This window comes from Actinoplanes awajinensis subsp. mycoplanecinus, from assembly GCF_001509495.1.
GTDB classification, from domain to species: domain Bacteria; phylum Actinomycetota; class Actinomycetes; order Mycobacteriales; family Micromonosporaceae; genus Actinoplanes; species Actinoplanes palleronii.
Map to the genome: position 1 here is coordinate 68,211 of NZ_LLZH01000189.1, position 22,303 is coordinate 90,513.

Here is a 22,303-nt window from a genome sequence, read left to right on the forward strand (position 1 = left end):
CTGCTCCTTGTCGTCGTCCTCACCATGATGACGGGCGGGGCGGACGGGGCGCAGCGGGGTCGGCCGGGGTTCAGAGACTCGGCAGCAGCTTGTCCAGTCGTACCGGCAGGTCGCGGATCCGGATGCCGGTGGCGTGCCAGACCGCGTTGACGATGGCAGCCGGTGAGCCGACGATGCCGATCTCACCGATGCCCTTGGCGCCCATCGGGTTCAGGTCCGCCGCGGGCTCGTCCAGCCACTCGGCGTCGATCTGCTCGACGTCGGCGTGCGCCGGGATGTGGTACTCGGCGAGGTCGTGGTTGACCCAGGCGCCGAGGGCGGGGTCCAGCACCGACTCCTCGTGCAGGGCCATCCCGATGCCCATCACCATGCCGCCGATGAACTGGCTGCGGGCGGTGCGCGGGTTGAGGATGCGGCCGGTGTCGTACATGCCGAACAGGCGGGACACCCGGACCTCGCCGGTGACCGCGTCGACGCGTACCTCGGCGAAGTGCGCGCCGTAGGCGTGCCGGTCCGTGGGCATCTTCCCGACCAGCTCGGTGGTGTCGAACGTGGCCTCGTCGTCGCCGGACTCACGCAGCGCGCGGCAGGCGCCGGTGACCGCCCAGCCCCAGGACGCGCTGCCGGACGAGCCGCCGGCCACCGACGCGACCGGCAGGGTGCTGTCGCCGATCCGGATGTGCACGTCCTCGACCGGCACGCCGAGCTCGTCGGCGGCGATCTGGGCCAGGATGGTCCGCGCGCCGGTGCCCAGGTCGGCGGCGCCGATCGCGACCTCGTACCCGTCGTGGCCGAGGGCTCGGACCCGCGCGGTCGACGGCATCGCGTTCGCCGGGTAGGTGGCGCCGGCCATCCCGGTGCCGATCCACCAGTCGCCCTCGCGGCGCTGCCGGGGCCGGTTGTCTCGACCGGACCAGCCGAAACGTTCCGCGCCACGGCGGAGGCAGGTGAGGTATCCGGGGTTCGCGGACCGGGCGCGCAGCTCGACCGGGTCCAGGTCGAGCCGGATGGCGAGCTCGTCGAGCGCGCACTCCAGGGCGACCATGCCGGGGGCCTCGCCGGGTCCGCGCATCCAGCGCGGGGTGGGCACGTCCAGCGGGACGACGCGGTGGCTGGTCCGCAGGTTCGGCGCCGGGTACATGCTGCGGGTCACCACGCCGGGCGACTCGACGAACTCGAAGAGCCGGCTGGTCTGCGTCCACGACTCGTGATCGATCGCGGTCAGGTCGCCGTCGAGGGAGGCGCCGATCCGGATCCGCTGGACGGTCGGTGCGCGGTGCCCGACCATGCTGAACATCGCCTGCCGGGGCAGGGCCAGCTGGACCGGGCGGCCGGTGACCCACGAGCCCATGGCGGCGAGCACCGCGTTCGGGCGGGCCGAGCCCTTCGAGCCGAAGCCGCCGCCGATGTGCTCGGCGATCACGTGGACCCGCTCGACGGGCAGCCCGAAGACCGTGCCCAGGGTCTTCGCGATGCCGGACGGGTGCTGGTTGGAGTCGTAGAGGACCAGGTTCTCGCCGTCCCAGCGGGCGATCGTGGCGTGCGGCTCCATCGGGTTGTTGTGCAGCGCCGGCGTGGAGTAGGTGACGTCCACCGTGGCCGGGGCGGTGGCCAGCGCCGCGTCGACGTCGCCGGTCGCCGTGTCGGCGGGCACACCCGGCACGACCTCGTCCGGGGTGTGGAGATCGGGGTGGTCGGCGCGCAGCTCGACGTCGTGGTCCTCGGCGGTGATGTCCAGCTGCACGACCTGGGCGGCGCGCCGGGCACCTTCCAGGGTGCGGGCCACCACCAGCGCGACCGGCTGGCCGCGGTAGGCGATCCGGTCCGACTGCAGCACGGCCAGCTCGGGGTCGTCGGACTTCTCCAGGTGGGGCGCGTTGCCGTGCCAGAGCACGACCAGCACGTCGTCCTCCTCGGCCGGGTCGGTGAGCACCGCGTCGAGGCGGCCACGGGGGACCGGGGACGGGACGATCCAGGCGTACGCCATCTGGTCCTGCGGATACTCCGCGGCGTAGCGGGCCGCGCCGGAGACCTTGGCCGGGCCCTCCAGCCGGGCCAGCGGGGTGCCGACGGCGCGGGAGAGAGTGTTCGTCATCGGACGTCTCCGGTCAGCGCGGACAGGGTCGCTGCGGTCAGGTTGCGGATCAGCGTGACCTTGTAGGCGTTGTCCCGCAGCGGCTGCGCGGCGGCGAGTTCGGCGTCCGCGGCGGCCAGGAACGACTCGTGGGTGGCCGGTTGCCCGCGCAGCGCCTGCTCGGCGGCGAGTGCCCGCCACGGCTTCGGCGCCACCGCGCCGAACGCCAGGCGTACGTCGTGGACCAGGCCGTCCTTGACCTCCAGGGCCGCGGCGACCGAGCCGACGGCGAAGGCGTACGAGGCCCGGTCGCGGGCCTTCCGGTATGCCGAGCGGGCCGCCACCGGCAGCACCGGCAGGTCCACCGCGGTGATCAGCTCACCGTGCTCGAGGGCGGTGTCCCGCTCCGGCGTGTCCCCGGGCAGCCGATGCAGATCGGTCACCGGGATGCTGCGTGACCCGGCCGGTCCATCGATCTGCACCACCGCGTCCAGGGCCGCGAGCGCGACCGCCATGTCCGACGGATGGGTGGCGATGCACGCGTCCGAGCCGCCCAGCACGGCCAGGTTGCGATGATCGCCCTCGCGGGCCGGGCAGCCCGAGCCGGGCAGGTGCTTGTTGCACGGCATGGTGGCGTCCATGAAATACCGGCACCGGGTGCGTTGCAGCAGGTTTCCGCCGGTCGTCGCCATGTTGCGCAGCTGCCCGGACGCCCCCGCGAGCAGGGCCTGGCTGAGCACCGGGTAGCCGGTCCGGATCCGGCGATCCGCGGCAAGATCACTATTTCGTACGGCGGAGCCGATCCGCACCCCGCCCCCGGGCAGCTCGGTGACCTGGTCGAGGGGCAGGCGGGTCACGTCGACGAGCACGTCCGGGGTGGCCACGCCGAGCTTCATCAGGTCGACCAGGTTGGTGCCGCCGGCCAGGAACACCGCGCCCGGCTCCAAGCCGTCGGCGAGTCCGGTGGCGGTGCGGTACTCGAACGTCTTCACCGGCCCGCCGCCTCGCGGATCGCCGGAACCATGTTCGGGTAGGCACCGCACCGGCACAGGTTCCCGCTCATCCGTTCCCGGATCTCCGCGTCGGCGAGCAGATCCTCGCTGTCACTTCCGGTCACCGCGCTCGGCCAGCCCTGCGCCACCTCGTCCAGCATGCCGACCGCCGAGCAGATCTGGCCCGGCGTGCAGTACCCGCACTGGAACCCGTCGTGCTCCAGGAACCCCTGCTGCACCGGATGCGGCTCACCCCGATGCCCCAGGCCCTCGACCGTGGTGACCTGCGCGTCCGGCTGGGTGATCGCCAGGATCAGGCAGCTGTTGACCCGCCGGCCGTCGAGCAGGACCGTGCACGCCCCGCACTGGCCGTGGTCGCAGCCCTTCTTGGCCCCGGTCAGGTGCAGCCGCTCGCGCAGCACGTCGAGCAGCGTGGTGCGCGGATCCAGGCCGACGAGATGGTGCTGTGCACCGTTGACGGTGAGACGCATGGCCCGCCGATACCCGCATAACAGCAGCTCAACCGTCTTCTCCGGCGGTTGGCCGAATCCCGTTGAAGGGGGGCATTTCAGCCACTGTTCGCCGGCGCCGCCGATTTCTAGGTTCAGGACATGTCTGTGATCGCCCCGCTGCTCATCGGGCTCGCCTACGTCCTGGCCATGTCCCTGCTCCCGGACCGGCACCGCCGCCGGTTCAACGCCATCATGGTCGGTGGTGCGGGCGCCGCGTATCTGAGCGGCGGTGGTCTGGGGCTGTGGGAGTTCGCCTTCACCACGGTGATGGCGTTCGTCGCCTACCGCGGGCTGGACTCCTGGACCTGGATCGGGGTGGGCTGGCTGCTGCACACCGGCTGGGACGTCGCCCATCACGTGGCGGGCAGCCCGATCGTGCCGTTCGCGCACGACTCGTCGTTCGGGTGCGCGATCTGCGACCCGGTGATCGCGGTGTGGTGCTTCGCCGGCGGTCCCTCGGTGACCCGGCTGGTCGCGGAGCGGTTCAGGCGTCCTCGGCCGCGCGCGGATGCCCGGCCGCGTCCGGAGGTCTGATCGACTCGGCGGCGGCGTCCGGCATGATCCGGCTGTGGTCGGACTCCCGGGTGCCGTCCGCGGAGATGTCCGGGTGCACGTCACGCCGATGCCCGTCCACCTCGCCGTCGGACATGTCCCGGTGGCACAGGTTGCAGGTCGCCACGATGATCACTCCTCTCGCCGGACAGCGGGTTACCCACTTTCCCACCCACCTACCCACGTCACGTGGCGGCCGCGCCGGTCACGACCGCGACGGGTCCCGGTCATCAGTGGTCAGTACTGAGGTCCGGTGCGGCTCGCCGGGTGGGCAAGGCCGCGACGTCCGTCCCCACCGCGGAAGCGGCGCGCGTCACGGCCCCGGGCTGGCTCTGGGGGCCGTTATGCGGGTGGTTTGAGGGCGTTCAGAGCCAGCCGCGAGGTCCGGGTATTCGACGGCTCTCAGGGCCAGCCGAGCATGTCCGGTCCGACGACCGGGAGAACCAGCCGGACGGGGTTCGGCCACCCATCGGGAAACAGCCGCCGGCCCGGGCCTGGCGAGCACCGTGGTGCTTTCAGCGCCGCTTTGACGACGCCCAGTGCTCTCCGGTTCGGTGCGGCGGCAGGACTGCCGGGGTGGAACCTAGGGGTTCGCTGTGAATGAGGGGTGAAGGTGCAAGTCGGTGCGGGCGCGGCCGACTTGTCATCTCGTCCACGGCGAGCAGCACCCCACCGAAACAGGAGCACCCCACCATGGCCTCGATCAGCGCGATCTCCTCGAGCAGCAGCAGCGGCTACGACACCGCCAAGGCGACTCTCGTCGCGGCGCAGCAGAAGCTGGCGGCGGACACCGCGGCCAAGGCCGAGGCGAAGGTGATCTCCGAGGACAAGGCGGAGGTGACCAGGAGTCAGAAGGCGGTGGCCCAGGCGCAGCAGAGCACCGGCTCCAGCGCGGCCCCGGTCGCACCCGGCCGTCTGGACGTAACTGTCTAAAGCTGAGCCGTCTGGAAGCTGAACACCCCCGGCTGTCACAAATCCGGGGGCTGTCCGGTCCTGACTTGTGTGAGAACGATTCTGGTGGTGGGCGGCGGATACGCCGGGTTCTATGCAGCGTGGAAGCTGGAGAAGAAGCTCCGGCACGACGAGGCGCGGGTGATCGTTGTCGACCCGCGGCCCTACATGACCTATCAGCCGTTCCTGCCCGAGGTGCTGGCCGGTTCGGTCGAGGCGCGGCACGCCGCCGTCTCACAGCGGCGGCACCTGAAGAAAACGAAGATCATCTCCGGGTCGGTCGTCACGATCGATCATGCCCGGCGCTTGGTGACGGTGCGTCCCACCGAGGGCGAGGAGTACCCCCTGGCCTACGACACGATCGTGGTCACGGCCGGGGCGGTCACCCGGAAGTTCGCCATTCCCGGTGTGGCCGAGCAGGCGATCGGCCTCAAGCACGTCGAGGAGGCGGTGGCGATCCGGGACCAGCTGCTGACCGCGTTCGATCGGGCCTCGACGCTGCCGCCCGGCCCGCGCCGCCGGCGGCTGCTGACGGTGGCCTTCGTGGGTGGCGGGTTCTCCGGCGTGGAGGGTTTCGGCGAGCTGTTGTCGCTGGCCACCACGCTGGTCAAGGCGTACCCGGAGCTCGACCCCGCGGAGCTGTCCTTCCACCTGGTGGAGGCCCGCGGCCGGATCCTGCCCGAGGTCGCCGACGAACCGGGCCGCTGGGTGGTCCGTGAGCTGGAACGACGCGGCGGGCAGGTGCACCTGAACGCCCAGGTGATGTCCGCCGAGGACGGTCACGTGGTGCTGTCGACCGGCGTCGAGTTCGACTCGGATCTGATCGTGTGGACCGCCGGCAACGCCGCGAACCCGATGGTGCACAACCACACCGACCTGCCGATCGACGCGCGCGGGCTGCTGGTGGTGCGCGCTGACCTGCGGGTCGGCACCGAGGACGCGCCAATCCCGGACGCCTGGGGCGGTGGCGACGACGCGGCCGTGCCGGACCTCGCGCTCGGCAACGGCGCCGCGACCGTGCCGAACGCCCAGCACGCCGTCCGCCAGGGCAAACTGCTGGCCCGCAACATCCTCGCCGACCTGCGCGGCCGCCCCGCCAAGAAGTATGTGCACCGCAGCCTCGGCACGGTCGCCACCCTCGGCCTGGGCCGCGGGATCTTCGAGTGGCGCGGCATCGTGATCAAGGGCTTGCCGGCCTGGCTGATGCACCGCGGTTACCACGTCCTCGCGGTGCCGAGCTGGGAGCGCAAGGTCCGGGTCCTGGCGATCTGGCTGGCCGCCGCGTTCTTCGGCCGCGACATCGTCTCGCTCGCCTCGGTCCAGCACCCCCGCCAGGCCTTCGTCACCGCCGGCGAGACCAAACACTAAACCCCATCCGGTACGAACAATGGAGCGCTCTCCGCAGGCTACGAGCCGCGTCCCGCCCGTGAGGCGAACGCGACACCGTGCCCACCCCGGACCGCGGCGCGGCTCCCGGTCGCCGGCTGGTTTCCAGGGGTGTCTCCGTGTCGCGGAGGCACCCCTCACGACCAGCCGGGACCGTGAGTCGCGCTGCGGTCCGGAGCAGCCACGGTCTCGCGGTGGCCGCACGGGCGGGACTCGGCCTGTAGCCTGCGGACGAGCGCTCGATATTCGTACCAAATGGTGGTGAAAACGGCCCGCACCACCGGGATGCGGGCCGTGATCGACTACCGGGAGAGCCATTCCTTGTAGGACGTCGGGGCGAGCACCGCGCCCTCCTTCGCGATGATCGCGGAGCCGGGGACGGCGGCGAACATGCCGGCCGAGGCGTCGGTGAGCACGGTGCGCGGGTCGCCCTTGCTGGTGAGGGTGAGGCGGCCCAGTTCGTCGAGGGTGAAGACCTCCGGGCCGGCGACGTCGCGGGTGGCGTTGAGCGGGGCGCCGACGGCGACCTCGGTGACGGCCTGCGCGACGTCGGCGGCGGCCATCGGCTGGATCGGGGTGGCCGGGAGCCGGACCGTGTCGCCGTCGGTGGTCCAGGAGAGCACCGCCTCGACGAACTCGAAGAACTGGGTGGCGCGGACGATCGACCACGGGACCGGCCCGGCCTTGAGGATGTCCTCCTGCAGCACCTTGGCCTGGTAGTAGACCAGGTCCGGCACCAGCTCCGCGCCGACGATCGACAGGATCACCGCGTGGCCGACACCGGCGTCCTTCGCGGCGGCCAGCAGATTGTCCATGGTGGTGCGGAAGAACGCGGGGGAGGCCTCGTCGAAGGTCGGCGAGTTGGTCAGGTTGACCACGACGTCGGCGCCGGCCAGCGCGGCGGGCAGACCCTCGCCGGTGAGCAGGTTCAGGCCGGTCGACAGGGAGTGCGGCACGGCCTCGTGCCCGGCCGCGGTGAGCAGCGTGACGACCTGCGAGCCGATCAGCCCGGTGCCCCCGATGACGGCGATCTTCATGGTGGTGCCTCTCTGTCATCCGCGGCGGCGGTCCGCAACGGTTCACCGGCTATGACCGGGCAGCCCGGCGATCTGTGACAGCCGCAGATAGTTGTCTCGGGGCAATCGCCGGGGGAAGAGGACTACGCTGAGGGACGGACAAATCAGGACCAGCCTCGCGGAAAGGTCGCCCCGGTGGGCAAGCTTCCGATCGTGGCAGCCGACGTACGGGGGCGGCTGCGGACGACGTACCTCCTGGTCTCGGTGCTGATGGTGACCGTGCTCACCGTGATCTCGGCGGCTCTGCCGGCGCGCGGTCTGCTGTTCGGCATGGTGGCGATCGGGCCGGCGCTCGCCGCTCCGTCGGCCAGCCCGCCGGCCGTGCTCGCGGTGGGCGGCTACGCGTGCGCCGCCGCTTTCGCCGTCTCCACCTGGCAGGGGCTGCTCGGCGACAGCGCCCAGTACGCCCGCCTGCTGTTCGTGGCCCTCACCACCGCGATCTGCTGGCTGCTCGCCTACCACCACCGGCGGATGCTGCGATCCACCGCGGGCGCCATCCGCGAGCGCGAGATGCTGGCCGCGCTCGCCGAGCAGTCCGGCGACGCGATCATCGTGAGCACCCTCGACGGCATCGTGCTGACCTGGAACAGCGGCGCGGAACGGATGTACGGCTGGACGGCGGCCGAGACGATCGGCCGGTCCTTCGACGTCATCCTGCCCCCCGACCGGAGCGACGCCCTGGAGCTGGCCCTGGCCGGGCTGGCCGCGGGCGACCAGCTCTTCCTGGCCGAGACCCGCCGGGTCCGCAAGGACGGCACGCCGTTCCTGGTCTCGGCGACCGTCTGGCCGATCCGCGACGGGTCCGGCGCGGTGGTCGCCGCGGCCGCCACCGAACGTGACGTCACCGAGGAGCGGCAGGCCCGGGAACGCTCCGCGCGCGCCGACCGGCTGGAGAGCCTCGGCCAGCTGGCCGGCGGGGTCGCGCACGACTTCAACAACCTGCTCGCGATCATCCTGAACTACGCGGACTTCCTCGCCGACGAGGTCACCGGGGAGGCGGCCGACGACCTCGGCCGGATCCGCAGCGCCGCGGACCGGGCGCGGTCGCTGACCGGGCAGCTGCTGCTGTTCGCCAAGCGGGAGCCGACCGAGGTCGAGACGATCGACCTGAACCGGGTGGTGATCGAGGCCGACGACCTGCTCAGCCGGACGATCGGCGAGAACATCCGGCTGATCTGCCGCCCGCAGGACGATGTCATGCCGGTCCGGGCCAACCGTGGCCGGCTCGACCAGATCCTGCTCAACCTGGTGATCAACGCGCGGGACGCGATGCCGACCGGCGGGGTGCTGGTCCTGGAGACCGACCGGGTGGACTTCGCCGACGGGTCGGCGGAACCGCTGCCGCCCGGCCGCTACGCGCAGCTGACGGTCAGTGACACCGGCACGGGGATGACCGCCGAGGTGCGCGACCGGATCTTCGAGCCGTTCTTCACCACCAAGTCCGAGGACCGCGGGACCGGGCTCGGGCTGGCGACCGTCTACGGCATCGTCGGTGACGCCGGCGGGCACATCGCCGTCGACTCGGCGCCGGGGATCGGGACGACGTTCCGGATCCTGCTGCCGTCGGCCACGGCCGACGTCGCACCGCAGGCAGGCCCGGCGCCGGACCCGGCCCCCGGTCAGGGTGAGCTGATCATGGTGGTGGAGGACGACGATTTCGTACGGGACCTGGTGACCCGGATCCTCAAGGACCACGGGTATCGCGCCACCGCGCTCGGCGAGGGGTCACTCGCCCGGATGGACCTGGAGGACGTGTCGCTGGTGATCAGTGACATCGTGCTGCGCGGGCGCTCCGGCCCGGCGCTGATGGCCCGGCTCCGCAGTCGCCGCCCGGATCTGCGGGTGCTGTTCATGTCGGGGTACAGCGAAGCCGAGGTGCGCCGCGAGCACGGCATCGACGCGGGCACCCGGATCGTGCCGAAGCCGTTCACCGCGATCGAGCTGCTCGCCGGGGTGACCGAGGCGCTCGCCGTCGATCATGCGGACAGCGACGCCTGAACCTCACTCAAGGGTGCATGGCCGCCACTCGATGTTGACATTGGAGGTGGTGGCGGGTGTACTTCGTGGCGACGTGGACCGGGTCAGGTCTGTTGTCCTCCCTGCACCGACCTGACCAGGGGCGTTACCGCGTCGGTATGGGAACGTGCACAGGTCGGCAGCTGACCGGAGAGCGATGGGAATGCCGGAGGACGAGGTGCCAGCGGGAGTCCGCGCCGGCCGCCGGAACCCGCCCTACCAGGGATCCCGGCGCTCCGACGGCCCGCTGATCCCACGCGGCCCGCTGCTGGCGCTGGCCGGCGCGGTCACTCTTACCCTGATCGGGTACGCCGTGGTCCTGGGCATGGTCCGGGGACCCGGCGACGACGACCCGGTCCCGGCGGTGGCCGAGCCGTACCCGACCCTGCCGCGGGTCTCCCCGCCGGTGTCGGTCGGCCCCGCCCCGAGCCGGTCGCCGGAGTCGGCGCCCTACACCCCGACCCGCCGTCCGGCCAGCTCCCGCCCGGTCACCGCCACCACCGCCACCTCGGCCGGTCCGGCGCCGAGCCTGCCGGTCCTGCCGGTGGTCGGTACCACCGTCGGCCTGTCCCCGGCCGGTGACCCCACCCGGCGGGTCCGGCACCGCGACGCGGTGGCCAGGCTGGACACGATCAGCGCCACCAGCTCCACGACCGACCGGTCCGACAGCCGTTTCGTGGTCCGGGCCGGCCGGTCCGACCCGGCCTGCGTTTCGTTCGAGGCCGCCGGGGTACCCGGGACCTTCCTGCGGCACCAGAGCTTCGTGATCCGGCTGGCCGCGCCGGACGGCAGCGCACTGTTCCAGCAGGACGCCACGTTCTGCCCGGTGGCGCAGGCCACCGGGTTCGTGCTGCGGTCCACCAACTATCCGTCCCTCCACATGCACGTGAGCGGGGACGAGTTGCGACTCGAGGAGGCGGCGACGGTGTTCCGCACGGTCGCCCCGCTGTGATCAGAAAGGCAGGTGTCGCCGTGCCGCTCACCCCGGCCGAGATCGACAGCGTCGCGTTCCGGCGACCGCACACCGGTACCACCGGGTACCACGAGGACGACGTCGACCGGTTCCTGGACGACGTCGCCGGGGAGATGCGCCGGCTGGAGTCGGAGAACCGTACGCTCACCGACCAGCTCACCCACACCGATCTGGCCGACCACGCCGACCTGGCCGAACGGGTGCGCCGGGCGGAGCTGGACTGCCTGGTCGCGCAGGAGCGGGCCCGGGCCCTGGAAGCCGAGCTGGAGCAGGCGCGGGCGGCGGCGTCGGCCGCCCGGCGCCCGGCCGACCCGCGGATGCTGGAGATGGCACAGCGGACCGCCGACGATCACCTGGGCGACGCCCACCGGGAGGCCGAGACGCTCGTCGAGCAGGCGATCACGAAGGCCGGGCAGCTGGTCAGCGAGGCGCAGCTGCGGGCCTCCACGATCGTCGCGGACGCCCGGCACGCCCACGCCGAGGCGATCGCCGGGCTGACCGCCAAGCGGGCCGCCGCGATCGACGAGATCAACGAACTGTCCGACGTCGTCCGGCAGATCCGGGCGGCGGTGGCCGACGACGCCACCCGGCGCCTGACCGACCTCGGCGCCTGACCCGGTACTGAGGACCCGCCAGGATCAGGCCGCGTCGGTCAGGATGTCGTAGACGCCGCTGATGTCCAGGATGCGGCGGACCGGGCGGGTCGGGTTCGCCAGGGTGAACCGTTCGCCGGTCTCCTGGGCGTGCCGGTACGCGACGATCAGCGAGCCGAGGGCCGCCGAGTCCAGGAACGTGACCGCGGTGAGATCGGCGATCACGCGGACGGTGCCGGGCCGGTCGAGCCGGGTGATCAGCAGCTGGGTGAGCTCGTCGGCGACGAGCAGATCGAGTTCGCCGGTGAGCGCGACGGTGTTCGTGTCACCCTCTTCGGTGACGTGTGCCGACCATTGCGGGGCAGTGGTCATGATGAGTCCTCGGGCCGCGTGCGGTGCGCTCGGCCTGCGGGCACCGCGACGCTTGAATGGCGATTAGGTACCCTCAGCCGCCGATTGCATGCCTGTCACGGCCGGAACGGGGTGCGGACCGCCAGCATCGCGACGTCGTCCTCGTGGTCGTCGCCGGCGAATGTGGTGTAGAGCCGGTCGAGCAGCTCGGGCAGCGGGGCCCCGCCCAGGTGCCGCAGAGCCTCGGCCAGATCCTGTTCGCGGTCGTCGAGCAGACGGTCCCGGGTCTCGATCAGGCCGTCGGTGTAGAACAGCACCGTCGACCCGGGCGCCAGGTGCCGGCTGTGACTCCTGCGCGGCAGCTCACGCAGCACCCCGAGCATCGGGTCGTGGCCGGTCAGCGCGGTCACCCCGGTCGCGTCCAGCAGCAGCGGGACCGGGTGCCCGGCGTTCGACCAGAGCAGCCGGTGCCCGGCGCCGTCCGGGGCCAGGTAGCCGAGCACCGCGGTCGCGGTGATCCGCCCGAGCATCTGGTTGGCGGCGTCCAGGCGGCGCAGCAGAGCGGCCGGCGGCTCGTTCCGGTCGGTCAGGAACGCGCGCAGCATGTTGCGCAACTGTCCCATCCGGGCGGCGGCGCGCATGTCGTGGCCGGTGACGTCCCCGACCACCAGGGCCAGGTGCCGGTCCAGGCGGACGGCGTCGTACCAGTCGCCGCCGACCTGCTCGCCCCGGGCGGCGGGTTCGTAGCGGGCGGCCAGTTCGTACGGGGCGGCGCCGGGCAGGTCGGTGAGCATCGCCTTCTGCAGGACCGTGGCGACGTTCTCCCGGGCGGAGAGGTGTTCGGCGCGCTGCAGGGCCTGCGCGACGTATCCGGCCAGCGCCGCCAGGGTGGCCTGCTCGGCGGCGTCGAGGGCGTACGGCCGCTTCCAGACGAAGGTGAGCGCGCCGATCGGCGCCTCCGCGCCGGGTAGCGCCACGCTGGCCGCGGCCTGCCAGCCCATCTCGGCGAAGGTGCCCGCCGCGTCCGGCGTCCGGTCCAGCACCGCGTTCAGGTCGGGCAGCAGCACCACCGCGCCCTCCCGGGCGGCCAGCGCGGACGGGGTGGTGGCGGTGCCGGCGTAGCCCCGCCACTGCCTCGCCAGGTGCGGGGGCAGGTCCCGGCCGGACTGCAGCTCGATCCGGCCGTCGGCGTCGACGAGCGAGAGGCCCACGTACGCGGGGTCCAGGGTCCCGGTGACCAGGTCGCGGACCGCGCCGATGATGTCCTCGGCGGTGCTGGTGTTGGCCAGCGCGACGCTCGCGCGCAGCAGCAGCTGGACACGGTCGAGCGCGGCGCCGGTCTGGTCGGCGCGGCGGCGCGCGTCGTGGCCGGCGATCCGCAGCCGCAGGCTGTCCGAGCAGGCGGCGGCCAGGTCGGCGAGCATCTCCAGCTCGGCGGCGGTCCACCGGCGCGGCGCGGTGTCGATGGCGCAGAGCGAACCGAGCACCAGCCCGGTCTGGTCGGTCAGCGGCATCCCGGCGTAGCCGACCACGTTCAGCTCGTCGATCGCCAGGTTGCCGGCGACCCGGTGATCGGTGCGCGCGTCCTCGACGACCAGCGGGGCGCCGCTGATCACCACGTGCTGGCAGAACGAGTGGGACAGCGGGGTGTGCCGTTGCCGCTGCCACGGCTCGCCGAGCCCGCACGCGCCGGGGAAGACCTGCCGGTCCGGCTCCACCAGGGTGACCAGTGCGATCGGCACCCGCAGAGCGGCACGCACCATCGCGGCGAACCTGTCGAAAGCGGGGTCGGCGGAAGCGGTGAGCCCGGTCCGGTGCAGTGCGGTGACACGGGCCGCCGCGTTCACGCGCTCCCCACGAGGTCGCCTGAGGAGGGCGGAGGATTCTGCACCCTCGAATCCTCACACATCTCGGAGGTGGACCCTACCTCTGAGGTGGGCATTTGTTGCAGACCGGCAAGTAACGCCGTCAGATCGGCGCACACTGTGCGTATCGGGGCCCCTTGTTGTCAGGGAGAAGGCTGATCGAGTGATGGCGAACGGGGCGGCGCCGGGCACGGCGGCCGCCGGGTCGGCCTGGACGGCGTCGCTGGACAGTGCCGTGCTGCTGGACTGCGTGCAGGAGGCGTTCCTGGCGGTCGACGCCGACGGGGTGGTGCGCGGGGTCAACCGGGTCGCCCAGGAGCTGCTCGGATTCACCTCGGACGAGGTCTGCGGCCGGCACCTGGACGACACCCTGCAGCCGGAGCACGGCGGGCCGACCGCGTCGGCGCTGGCCCGGCTGTTCGCCCAGGCCCCGCGGCTTCCGGTGCGGCGCAACGTCCGGTTCCGGCACCGCGACGGGCACTACCTGCCGGTCCGCGCGGCCGTCTCGGTGATCACCGCCGAGTCCGGCCCGGTGGCCTGCGTCTTCCTCACCGACCTGTCCGGACAGGCCAGCGCGGAGGAACGCGCCGACCGCAACGACACGTTCCTGGCCACGCTGCTGGACAGCCTCTCGGTCGGGGTCGGCGCCTGCGACGACACCGGCAAGCTGGTGGTGCTCAACCGGGCCGCCCGCGAGATCATGGGCCTGCCCGGGATCGGACCGCTGCCGACCCCGGCGGAGATCGCCACCAGCGTCGCGTTCACCAACGGCGGGGCCGAGCCGATCCCCTGGGAGCTGACCCCGCTGCCCCGGGCCTGCCGGGGCGAGACGGTGGACGAGACGGTGCACGTCCGGGTGGCCGGGCGCAGTCCGCAGACGTTCGCCGCGACCGCCCGGCCGATCGTCGGACCGGACGGGCAGCGGATCGGCGCGATGTCGGTGGCCCACGACGTCACCGCGATCCGCCGGCTCGAGCAGTTCCGGGCCTGCCAGGACACCGTCGACGGGATCCTGGCGTCATCGGCGTCGATCACCGAGGTGGCGCCGACCGTGCTGCGGACCGTGGTCACCACGCTCGGCTGGCCGAGCGCCGAGCTGTTCCTGATCGACGAACGGTCCGGCGCGCTGCGCGCCGCCGGGCACTGGAGCGCCGACGACCTCGAGGACACCGGCTTCTTCGGCCACGTGCCGATCCGCGGTCAGGCGATCACCGGGCGGGTCTGGGCCACCGGCCAGGCGATCCTGCTGCCGGACATCGCCGCCTACCGCGACCGGTGCACCGAGTACGAGCGGGAGCGCCTGGAGGTCTGCCTCACGCACGGGGTGGGCACCGTGGTCGCCGTCCCGCTCCGCAACGGCAGCACCCTGCTCGGCGTGCTCACCTGCTATGCCGCCGAGCCGGAACTGCACGAGGACCAGCTCGTCGTGCTGCTCAGCGGGGTGGCCGCCCAGCTCGGCGCGTACGTCGCGCTGCACCGGGCCGAGCAGGTGGCCCGGCAGCTCAGCCAGGTGCAGGAGGACTTCATCAACCTGGTCGGGCACGAGCTGCGCACCCCGCTGACCTCGATCACCGCGAACTCCCGGATGCTCGTCGACGACGTCGGCCTGCTCGACGAGGAGCACCGGCAGATGGTCGCCGCGATCGACCGCAACGCGAACACCCTGCAGAGCATCGTCGACGCCCTGCTCGACCTGGCCCACCTGGACTCCGGCCGGGCCGGTATCGAGGCCGGCACCGTCGACCTGGCCGCGGTGGCCGGCGAGGCGATCACCGCGGCCCGGCTCATCGCCGCCGAGGCCGGGGTGCGGCTGGAGGCCGTGCTGCCGGACACCGTGCTGCTGCCCGGCGACGCCGTCCGGCTCCGGCAGGTCGTCGACGACCTGCTGATCAACGCGATCACCTACAGCCGGGCCGGCGCCCCGGTCCGGGTCGAGCTGACCGTCGACCCGGCCACCGCGCACCTGTGCGTGGCCGACCTGGGCATCGGTGTCCCGGCCGGCGAGCACGGCCGGGTCTTCGACCGGTTCTACCGCGGCACCAACGTGCGCCATCACGGCATCGCCGGCCACGGCCTGGGCCTCAGCCTGGCCCGGACGATCGTGCACCTGCACCAGGGCACCATCGAGCTGACCGACAACGATCCCTCCGGCACCGTCGTGCGGCTGTGCCTCCCGCTGGGACCGGCGGAGTAACCGTCGCCCGCTTCCCGCGCCGGGACCGCGCCGGTTAGCGTGGCGGTGGTGTTGAGACCACTGCGGTTCGAGGACTGGCCGGCCGTGCACGAGTGGGCCCGCCGGCCCGAGGTCTGCGTCTATCAGGCGTGGGGGCCGAACACCCCGGACGAGACCCGGGAGTTCGCGCGGGTCGCGGCGCAGGCCTGGGACGAGCGGCCGCAGCAGCGGTTCCCCTACGCGATCGTCCGGGACGGGCGGACGGTCGGCAACGTGGAGCTGTTCCTGCGGAGCGAAGGCGTCGGTGAGATCGGTTACCTGGTGCACCCGGAGTTCTGGGGCCGCGGCGTCGCCACCTCCGCGGCCCGGGAGCTGCTCACCCTCGGGTTCACCGAGCACGGGCTGCACCGGATCTTCGCGACCTGCGACCCGCGCAACGTCGCCTCGGCCGCCGTGCTGCGCCGGCTCGGCATGCGCTACGAGGGGCGGATGCGCGAGACGCACCTCATCCGCGACGGGTGGCGGGACTCCGATCTGTACGCGATCCTGGCGCCCGAGTGGCGCGGCGCGGTAGACGTACCCCGTCCATCGTCCGCATCGCGGCCGGACCGCGACGCCGCGGCCGGGTCGTGACCTTCGGCGGCGCCGGCGGGCGGACCTGGATCTCGATGGTGTCCCGGGTCCGGACCTCGGCCTCGGCCAGCGGCGCGGCCAGCAGGAACGCCTCCGGCATGACGGCCGACACGAACGGCGCCGGCGTCAGCGCGGCCGGCTCCGCGGTGAAGAGCATCTTCGCGGCGGCCAGGTTCGCGGCGGCGAACAGCGCGCTGACCATGGCGAGCACCGGCGACGAGCTCACCGACGTGGCGACCAGGCCGGCGGTCGCGGCTGCGGTGGCCAGGGCGGTGGCGGCGCCGGCCCGGCGGACCTGGGTGGTGCCGCGGGAGCTGATCAGGACGGTGCTGGCGGTGGACGCCGCGCCGAGCACCGCGGAGACCGCCCAGACGATCGCGAGCGGGAACAGGCTGCCGGTGGTGCCGTCCTCATCGGCCAGGAAGAACAGCAGCAGCGGCGCGCCGATCAGGGCGGTCATCAGGAAGACCACGGCGTCGACGGTCAGCACGATGGCCCCACCGGTGATCGCGTCCATCCGCCGGACCCAGAACATATCGACCATGGTGCCGCCTCCCGTAGCGCTGTGATCGACGACCGTACCTTATCGATCCGGTAACGAGTGCGCGGTGGCATAAGCTTGCACCGAGAACTACAAGATCATCCCGGGGGATCCGTGAGCGACCTGCTGCAGACGCACATCATCGCCGTGCTCGAGGCCAACCATGCCGTGGCCGGCCGGACCCGCCGCCTCATCGAGGAGCTCGAGGGGCAGGGGCACCGCATCATCAGCGGCGGCCAGCTCGGCGAGAGCGCGTGGGACATCATCGACTGGCGGACCAACGAGATCCTCGCCGCCGGCGACGACGGTCTCGAGGGGTACGCGGCGGCCGGCGACGAACTCGACCCGGACGGCACCTGGATCCATCGTGACCGGATCCTCGAGGACGAGGACCTGAGCTACGTGTCGACGCCCGGGCTGCCCGACGGGCTGGCCGAGACGATCGAGGACTGGGCGCTCGGCGAGGACGCCGAGGAGGTCGCCGAGTTCATCGGCTGGACGGTGGCCAAGGTGGAGGAGTACCAGGCGGAGAGCTGACCGGCTCGCCCCAGCGGGCGAACTGCGCGCGGGCCTGCCGTTCGCCCCGCGCGAGCAGCAGCGAACGGCCGCCCGGCAACCGGCCCAGTCCGTGGCTGACCAGCAGGTTCGCCGCGACGCGGGCGAGGCCGTACCACGGCGGGCGGTACGGCAGGCCCAGGTCGCGCATCGCCGCCGGGCCGAGCAACCAGCCGCTCACCGACAGGGCGCGTTCGCGTTCGTACACCCGGCGCGGGCCGGAGGTGGCGTCGTCGGCCATCGTGATCAGGGCGCGGGCCAGGGCGACGCTGTTCGCGTCCGGGGGCGGGTCGTACGACAGGAAGTGGTACAGCTGCCGCCGTCCCTGGCGCTCGGTGTGCGGCAGCCAGTCGTCGTCGACACCGAGCAGCCAGCCGACGTAACACCACAGGTGCATCACCGCGCGGGCGTCGGCACCGGACACCCGCACGCCGAGCAGGCGCAGGTGCAGCAGGAAGCTGGTGGAGAAGACGCCGAGGGTGCTGGCCTGGTCGTACTGGTTGATCGGCAGGCCGCGGCCGGCGTGATCCCAGCTCGGGTCGGCCTCGAGACGCGCGTTGACCAGGGCGTGCATCACCCGGACGTGCAGGGTGGCGGCCAGCCCGGCCCCGCCCGGCGCCAGCCCGCCGGGCGCGGTGATCGCGCGCCACCACAGCGACGTCTCCCTGATCCGGCGCAGCGTCTCGCCGCCGGCCAGCCGCCCGGTGCGCACCAGCGGCTCCAGGGCCGCACCGGTGCGGTAGCCGCCGAGCAGCGACCCGTACGGCAGCACCAGCCCGGCGTCCATCCCGAACGCCCGGCAGGCCAGCGCACCCCGGGCCAGCAGCTCGTCGTCGACCCAGGCGGGCCGGTCCCGGACCGTGGCGAAGAACGCCGCGAACGGCTCCGGCGCGTTGTCGGCGGGCCCGGCCGCCAGCCATCGGTGCAGGTCACCGACGGTCAGGGTGGGCGCCGCCCGGACGGCCCGGATCAGCGCGGCGGCCGGTTCGTCGCGCCGGTTCAGGCCGCTCTCCAACGCGGCGATCTCCGGCGCGGTCGGCCGCGCCCCGGCCCCGGCCAGCAGGCGCAGCGGCCGGGCGGCGCGCTCACCCCAGCCCCGATCCGCTCCGAACCTCGTCGGCACCATGCCCCACCATAGGCTCAGGGGCGGTTCTCATGGACGTAGTCGCGGCCCCGCTGGAACGTCGCGACCGGCTCACCGCAGTACATCCACGGCCATTTGCTGACCTGGTCACCGAGCAGGTCGTGCGCCCGCCCGGCGATCTCGAACGCCCCGGCCAGCTCGGCGGTCAGCGCGAACGTCGCCACCCGCGGCGCCCAGCCGACCCGGCGCTGGTACGCCGGGTGCAGGAACGACCGCTGCGCCGCGGCCACCAGCTCGTCACGCACCCCGGGCGCCTGGATGTACGTCTCGTCCTCGCCGCTCGGCAGCGACAGCCACTTCTCCAGATGGGCGACCGCGATCAGCTCCGGCAGCAGGCTCCCGTCCGGCGCGGACGCGGTCGCCTCCCGGGCGAACGCGAACATCTTCTCGTGGCTGCCGGACCACTTGGCGCACAGGTGCTGCAGCCGCTGCTCGTGGGCCAGCACGTGGTGCGGGTGCCGGGTGACCACCTCGTGGAACCGGGCGTCCGCCTCGCCCGGGTTCACCTGCCGGCCGCGCGCCGACGTGACCAGCCAGGTCCACGCGGTGACCTGCCCGGGGTCGCGGGCGGTGACCTCGTCGAGCAGGTTCTCGGCGAGCCGCAGCCGCCGGGCGAACTCCTGGAACTGCTCCCGGCTGGTGTGCTGCGACGTCTTGGCGCCGCGTGCCTCCCAGGCCCAGCCGACCGCGTGGCAGCCGCGGACCAGGACCGGCAGCGTCGAGTCCGGTTCGGCCGCGACCCACTCCGGGATCCAGTCCTGCACCCCGTCGACGCCGGCGGCGGCCTCCATCAGGAACGCGTGGTCGTCCGGGTCACCGGCCGCGCCGAAGACGTCCCGCGCGGTCCGCCAGTCCCGGGCCTCGAGCGCGTCGATGAGCGCGCGCGCCTGCGGCTCCCCGTACGCCGGGTCGATGACGAGCGTCTGCGGCTTCTTGCGCCCGAACGGCCACATGGTGATGCTCCCCCCGATGGTGATCGAGGATCATAAACCGATCCGTGACCGGGGCCCGGCGTGGGTATGGAGCAGGGGTGGGACTGCGAGGAATCGCCCGCATCAGCGCGGCACAGCTCCGCGCACCCGGTGCGGTGACGCCGGACGCATCACGTTTGCCGTACCCGGCGCCGGGCATCCGCACGGCGTCATGACCGCCCTCGTTCCGGGAGACCTCATCACCGACATCACCACCGGCCGGGCGCGGATCGGCGACGGCACCATCGCGTACGACATCGCCGGCACCGGTGAACCGCTGCTCCTGATCCACGGGCTCGGCGGCACCCGCCGGACCTGGGACCACGTCGCCGCCGCACTCGCGGCCACGCACACCGTCATCACGCCCGACCTTCCCGGCCACGGCGAGTCCGACGGGCCGGGCGGTGACTACTCGCTCGGTGCTCTGGCCGCGGCCCTGCGCGACCTGCTCGTGGTCCTCGGCCACCCGTCGGCGACGGTCGTCGGGCACAGCCTCGGCGGCGGGATCGCGCTGCAGTTCGCCTACCAGTTCCCGGAACGCGTCGACCGGCTGGTCCTGATCAGCAGTGGCGGCCTCGGGCGGCAGCTCACCCCGGCCCTGCGCGCCGCCACCCTGCCGGGTGCCGAGACCGTCGTGGCCGGACTGTCCCGGATGCCGGAGCCGCTCACCCGGCGCGCCCTGGCACTGGTCTCCGCGGTCACGCCGCGGCTGCTGGCCGGCGCCGACGCCGCGCCGGTGGCCGCCGCCCTGCACGGGCTCACCCACCGGGGCCGGCGGCGCACCTTCATCCGCACCGCCCGGGCGGTGATCGACTGGCGCGGCCAGACGGTCAGCGCCCTCCGGCACCTGCGGCAGCTCACCGGCCTGCCGGTGCTCCTCGCCTGGGGCAGTGCCGACACCACGATCCCGCCGGCGCACCACCGGGCCGCCGCGGCGCTGCTGAGCGACCCCCGGACGCTGGAGATCGACGGGGCCGGCCACTATCCGCACGAGACGGCGGCGGACCGGCTGCTTCCCGCGCTGCACGAGTTCCTCGCCACGACGACCCCGTTCCGCTACGCCGAAGCCCGCTGGCGCCAGATGCTCACCGGCCCGGCGGCCGCCGGCTGAGAGCGGCGCCGTCAGGCTGACAGCGGAACCGGGCGTCTCACCCGAGCCAGCCCGGCTGGACCCGGCCCGCCTCGTAGGCCCAGATCACCAGCTGGGCCCGGTCCCGCAGACCGAGTTTGCCCAGCACCCGGCTGACGTGCGTCTTCGCGGTGGCCGGTGAGATCGTCAACCGGCGGGCGATCTCGTCGTTGGACAGCCCGCCGGCCACCAGGTCGGCGATCTCGCCCTCCCGCGCGGTGAGGGTCGAGGCCGCCGGGGGCGGGGCGGGCGGCGGCACCCGGGACGCCACGTCGGCGATCAGCCGCCGGGTCACCGACGGCGCCAGCAGCGCGTCGCCGCGGGCCACCACCCGGACACAGTGGATCAACTCGGCCGGCTCGGCGTCCTTGAGCAGGAACCCCGCGGCGCCGCCACGCAACGCGGCGAACACGTACTCCTCCTGCTCGTAGGTGGTCAGGATGACGATCCGGACATCGCTCAACTCCGGGTCCGCGGCGATCCGCCGGGTCGCTTCCAGACCATCGAGGACCGGCATGCGTACGTCCATGAAGACCACATCCGGCCGTTCCCGCCGGGCCAGCCGCACCGCCTCGGCGCCGTCGCCGGCCTCACCCACCACGGTGATGTCCGGCTCGCCGCCCAGGATCGAGCGGAACCCGGCCCGGACCAGGCGCTGGTCGTCGGCGAGCAGCACCCGGATCACGCGGGCACCGCCCGGGGGAGCTCCGCGCGTACCCGGAAACCGCCTTCCGGACCACGGCCGGCCTCGACCGTCCCGCCCAGCGTCTCCACCCGTTCCCGCATGCCCCGCAACCCGTTCCCCGGCGCGGCCGGCACGCCGCCGGCGCCGTCGTCGTCGACGCGCAGCGCCAACCGGCCGCCCGCCTCGTGGATGTCGATCCGGACCGTGCGCGCGCCCGCGTGCCGCAACACGTTGCTCAGCGACTCCTGCACGATCCGGAACGCCGCGGCGTCGACCGCGGCCGGCAGGTCCCGCGGCGGCTCGCCGGTCAGCCGGACGTCCACCCCGGCCGCGCGGACCTCGGCGAGCAGCTCCGGCAGCCGGGCCAGCGAGACCCGCGGGGCGTCGTCGCGCAGCACGCCGAGCACGGTACGGAACTCCCGCAACGCCTGTTTGCTCGCCGCCCGGATGTGCTCGAGGGCCTCGAACGCCCCGTCCGGGTCCCGCCGGTGCAGCGCCGCACCGGCCTGCACGCTGATCAGCGAGATCTGATGCGCGAGCACGTCGTGCAGCTCCCGGGCGATCCGCAGCCGCTCCTGCGTCTCGCGTTCCCGGACGGCCGCCTCGGCGCGTTCCCGCCATGCCCGGACGCTCTCCCCGGCCACCACCGGGCCGAGCAGGATCGCCACCTGGCCGACCGCCTCGGCCGGTTGGATCAGCCGGGCGTCGCCGTAGATCAGCCACGCCATCAGCGGGACACCGGCGAACAGCAGCAGCACGCCGCCCGCCGCGGCCAGCCGCCGCCCGGCCCGGGTGACGGTGAACAGCGCGATCACGAATCCGGCGCCGAGCGGCGAGTCCGGGAAGCCGAACGGGTAGTAGAGCAGCGCGGCGCCGGCGGTCACCACCAGCACGGCGCCCGGCCACCGGTGCCGCAGCAGCAGCGCACCGGCGCTGACCACCTGCAGCGCCCAGCCCCACGGCCAGGCCTGCCGGTGCTCGCCGCCGGGCCCGGCGAGCAGGAAGACCGCGTTGACGCCGAACACCACGAGGGGGACGAGGACGAGCCGCCGGCCGGGCATGGCACCACTGTAGGCAGTCACCCGCGCGGGTGGTGCTTTCGGCATGGTTCGCCCGGTCTAATTACCGGGT

21 protein-coding genes are annotated in these 22,303 nt (G+C 73.1%); 10 read left to right on the top strand and 11 right to left on the bottom strand.

All coding sequences use genetic code 11. The features are described 5' to 3' along the window. Nucleotides 1-70: 70 nt before the first annotated feature. From ADL15_RS20950 to ADL15_RS20960, 3 genes are read right to left on the bottom strand one after another with little or no spacing between them, the layout of a single operon-like run. Nucleotides 71-2,095 carry a xanthine dehydrogenase family protein molybdopterin-binding subunit gene (locus tag ADL15_RS20950; RefSeq protein ID WP_067693688.1) on the bottom strand — a complete coding sequence of 675 codons (2,025 nt, stop codon included), beginning with the start codon at nucleotides 2,093-2,095 and terminating at the stop codon, nucleotides 71-73. Next, nucleotides 2,092-3,066 carry an FAD binding domain-containing protein gene (locus ADL15_RS20955; protein WP_067693689.1) on the bottom strand — a complete coding sequence of 325 codons (975 nt, stop codon included), beginning with the start codon at nucleotides 3,064-3,066 and terminating at the stop codon, nucleotides 2,092-2,094. The genes ADL15_RS20950 and ADL15_RS20955 overlap by 4 nt, the downstream gene beginning before the upstream one ends. After that, nucleotides 3,063-3,557, bottom strand: coding sequence for a (2Fe-2S)-binding protein (locus ADL15_RS20960; protein ID WP_067693692.1), 495 nt, complete (start codon nucleotides 3,555-3,557; stop codon nucleotides 3,063-3,065). Before ADL15_RS20960 ends, ADL15_RS20955 begins: the two co-directional genes overlap by 4 nt. 120 nt (nucleotides 3,558-3,677) lie before the next feature. Here ADL15_RS20960 and ADL15_RS20965 point away from each other — a divergent pair, with 120 nt between their 5' ends. Beyond that, nucleotides 3,678-4,112, top strand: a complete 435-nt coding sequence (locus ADL15_RS20965; RefSeq protein ID WP_067693696.1) for a DUF6010 family protein — start codon at nucleotides 3,678-3,680, stop codon at nucleotides 4,110-4,112. Here the strand turns inward: ADL15_RS20965 and ADL15_RS20970 are convergent. Then, nucleotides 4,063-4,257: a hypothetical protein gene (locus tag ADL15_RS20970; RefSeq protein ID WP_157441486.1), complete on the bottom strand. Its 195-nt coding sequence runs from the start codon at nucleotides 4,255-4,257 to the stop codon at nucleotides 4,063-4,065. The genes ADL15_RS20965 and ADL15_RS20970 overlap by 50 nt on opposite strands. 566 nt (nucleotides 4,258-4,823) lie before the next feature. Between ADL15_RS20970 and ADL15_RS20975 the strand changes: the two genes are divergently transcribed. Then, complete coding sequence (locus ADL15_RS20975) at nucleotides 4,824-5,063, top strand: hypothetical protein (RefSeq protein ID WP_067693702.1); 240 nt, start codon at nucleotides 4,824-4,826, stop codon at nucleotides 5,061-5,063. Nucleotides 5,064-5,132: 69 nt separating this feature from the next. Then, nucleotides 5,133-6,449, top strand: coding sequence for an NAD(P)/FAD-dependent oxidoreductase (locus tag ADL15_RS20980; RefSeq protein WP_067693705.1), 1,317 nt, complete (start codon nucleotides 5,133-5,135; stop codon nucleotides 6,447-6,449). 320 nt (nucleotides 6,450-6,769) lie between these two features. On the opposite strand, the gene ADL15_RS20985 is transcribed toward ADL15_RS20980, so the two are convergent. Beyond that, nucleotides 6,770-7,504, bottom strand: a complete 735-nt coding sequence (locus ADL15_RS20985; protein ID WP_067693708.1) for an SDR family oxidoreductase — start codon at nucleotides 7,502-7,504, stop codon at nucleotides 6,770-6,772. Nucleotides 7,505-7,678: 174 nt separating this feature from the next. Here ADL15_RS20985 and ADL15_RS20990 point away from each other — a divergent pair, with 174 nt between their 5' ends. The 3 genes from ADL15_RS20990 to ADL15_RS21000 all read left to right on the top strand — a co-directional run bounded on the left by ADL15_RS20990 (nucleotide 7,679) and on the right by ADL15_RS21000 (nucleotide 11,146). Then, on the top strand, nucleotides 7,679-9,541 hold the full coding sequence (locus ADL15_RS20990; RefSeq protein ID WP_232344246.1) for a hybrid sensor histidine kinase/response regulator: 1,863 nt from the start codon (nucleotides 7,679-7,681) through the stop codon (nucleotides 9,539-9,541). Nucleotides 9,542-9,716: 175 nt separating this feature from the next. Beyond that, nucleotides 9,717-10,511 carry an AbfB domain-containing protein gene (locus ADL15_RS20995; RefSeq protein ID WP_157441487.1) on the top strand — a complete coding sequence of 265 codons (795 nt, stop codon included), beginning with the start codon at nucleotides 9,717-9,719 and terminating at the stop codon, nucleotides 10,509-10,511. Continuing rightward, nucleotides 10,508-11,146 (top strand): DivIVA domain-containing protein, encoded by a 639-nt coding sequence (locus ADL15_RS21000; RefSeq protein WP_232344247.1) that lies wholly within the window; start codon nucleotides 10,508-10,510, stop codon nucleotides 11,144-11,146. Before ADL15_RS20995 ends, ADL15_RS21000 begins: the two co-directional genes overlap by 4 nt. 24 nt (nucleotides 11,147-11,170) lie before the next feature. Here ADL15_RS21000 and ADL15_RS21005 read toward each other — a convergent pair whose 3' ends face one another. Together ADL15_RS21005 and ADL15_RS21010 are read right to left on the bottom strand one after the other, a co-directional pair. Next, nucleotides 11,171-11,497: an STAS domain-containing protein gene (locus ADL15_RS21005; RefSeq protein ID WP_067693714.1), complete on the bottom strand. Its 327-nt coding sequence runs from the start codon at nucleotides 11,495-11,497 to the stop codon at nucleotides 11,171-11,173. Between the two features lie 95 nt (nucleotides 11,498-11,592). Then, complete coding sequence (locus tag ADL15_RS21010) at nucleotides 11,593-13,323, bottom strand: GAF domain-containing SpoIIE family protein phosphatase (RefSeq protein WP_067693717.1); 1,731 nt, start codon at nucleotides 13,321-13,323, stop codon at nucleotides 11,593-11,595. A gap of 184 nt (nucleotides 13,324-13,507) precedes the next feature. On the opposite strand from ADL15_RS21010, the gene ADL15_RS21015 reads away from it, so the two are divergent. The 3 genes from ADL15_RS21015 to ADL15_RS21030 all read left to right on the top strand — a co-directional run bounded on the left by ADL15_RS21015 (nucleotide 13,508) and on the right by ADL15_RS21030 (nucleotide 17,225). Next, nucleotides 13,508-15,535, top strand: a complete 2,028-nt coding sequence (locus tag ADL15_RS21015) for a sensor histidine kinase (protein ID WP_083971509.1) — start codon at nucleotides 13,508-13,510, stop codon at nucleotides 15,533-15,535. 48 nt (nucleotides 15,536-15,583) lie between these two features. Further along, on the top strand, nucleotides 15,584-16,147 hold the full coding sequence (locus ADL15_RS21020; RefSeq protein WP_232344248.1) for a GNAT family N-acetyltransferase: 564 nt from the start codon (nucleotides 15,584-15,586) through the stop codon (nucleotides 16,145-16,147). A 655-nt stretch (nucleotides 16,148-16,802) separates the two neighbouring features. Then, complete coding sequence (locus ADL15_RS21030; RefSeq protein ID WP_067693727.1) at nucleotides 16,803-17,225, top strand: hypothetical protein; 423 nt, start codon at nucleotides 16,803-16,805, stop codon at nucleotides 17,223-17,225. Here the strand turns inward: ADL15_RS21030 and ADL15_RS21035 are convergent. Both ADL15_RS21035 and ADL15_RS53085 read right to left on the bottom strand, forming a co-directional pair. Then, the gene (locus tag ADL15_RS21035; protein ID WP_067693730.1) at nucleotides 17,176-18,369 is read right to left on the bottom strand and encodes an oxygenase MpaB family protein; all 1,194 of its coding nucleotides are present in this window, start codon (nucleotides 18,367-18,369) and stop codon (nucleotides 17,176-17,178) included. The genes ADL15_RS21030 and ADL15_RS21035 overlap by 50 nt on opposite strands. 14 nt (nucleotides 18,370-18,383) lie before the next feature. Then, complete coding sequence (locus ADL15_RS53085; RefSeq protein WP_067693733.1) at nucleotides 18,384-19,340, bottom strand: DUF4034 domain-containing protein; 957 nt, start codon at nucleotides 19,338-19,340, stop codon at nucleotides 18,384-18,386. A gap of 190 nt (nucleotides 19,341-19,530) precedes the next feature. Here ADL15_RS53085 and ADL15_RS53090 point away from each other — a divergent pair, with 190 nt between their 5' ends. Beyond that, on the top strand, nucleotides 19,531-20,469 hold the full coding sequence (locus tag ADL15_RS53090) for an alpha/beta fold hydrolase (RefSeq protein ID WP_067693736.1): 939 nt from the start codon (nucleotides 19,531-19,533) through the stop codon (nucleotides 20,467-20,469). Nucleotides 20,470-20,506: 37 nt separating this feature from the next. Here ADL15_RS53090 and ADL15_RS21050 read toward each other — a convergent pair whose 3' ends face one another. Then, nucleotides 20,507-21,172, bottom strand: a complete 666-nt coding sequence (locus tag ADL15_RS21050) for a response regulator (protein ID WP_067693739.1) — start codon at nucleotides 21,170-21,172, stop codon at nucleotides 20,507-20,509. Continuing rightward, the gene (locus ADL15_RS21055) at nucleotides 21,169-22,233 is read right to left on the bottom strand and encodes a sensor histidine kinase (protein ID WP_067693742.1); all 1,065 of its coding nucleotides are present in this window, start codon (nucleotides 22,231-22,233) and stop codon (nucleotides 21,169-21,171) included. Before ADL15_RS21055 ends, ADL15_RS21050 begins: the two co-directional genes overlap by 4 nt. Between the last annotated feature and the right edge of the window lie 70 nt (nucleotides 22,234-22,303).